This is a genomic window from Robertmurraya korlensis (assembly GCF_023715225.1).
In the GTDB taxonomy this organism is placed as follows: domain Bacteria; phylum Bacillota; class Bacilli; order Bacillales; family Cytobacillaceae; genus Robertmurraya_A.
This window is the reverse complement of sequence record NZ_JAMBNS010000174.1, coordinates 1-255: the sequence shown is the minus strand read 5'-3', so window position 1 is coordinate 255 and position 255 is coordinate 1. Positions and strand designations below refer to the sequence as shown.

1 rRNA gene is annotated in these 255 nt (G+C 54.9%); it reads left to right on the top strand.

From position 1 onward, the window contains the following. Positions 1-217: ribosomal RNA gene (locus M3175_RS24740) — 16S ribosomal RNA — on the top strand; the annotation flags it as partial. Between the last annotated feature and the right edge of the window lie 38 nt (positions 218-255).

Below are 255 nucleotides of genomic sequence, written 5' to 3'. Positions count from 1 at the left end.
TACATGAAGCTGGAATCGCTAGTAATCGCGGATCAGCATGCCGCGGTGAATACGTTCCCGGGCCTTGTACACACCGCCCGTCACACCACGAGAGTTTGTAACACCCGAAGTCGGTGGGGTAACCGTAAGGAGCCAGCCGCCTAAGGTGGGACAGATGATTGGGGTGAAGTCGTAACAAGGTAGCCGTATCGGAAGGTGCGGCTGGATCACCTCCTTTCTAAGGAAAATTGAGGCTTACGACCTTCGGTCGAAGCT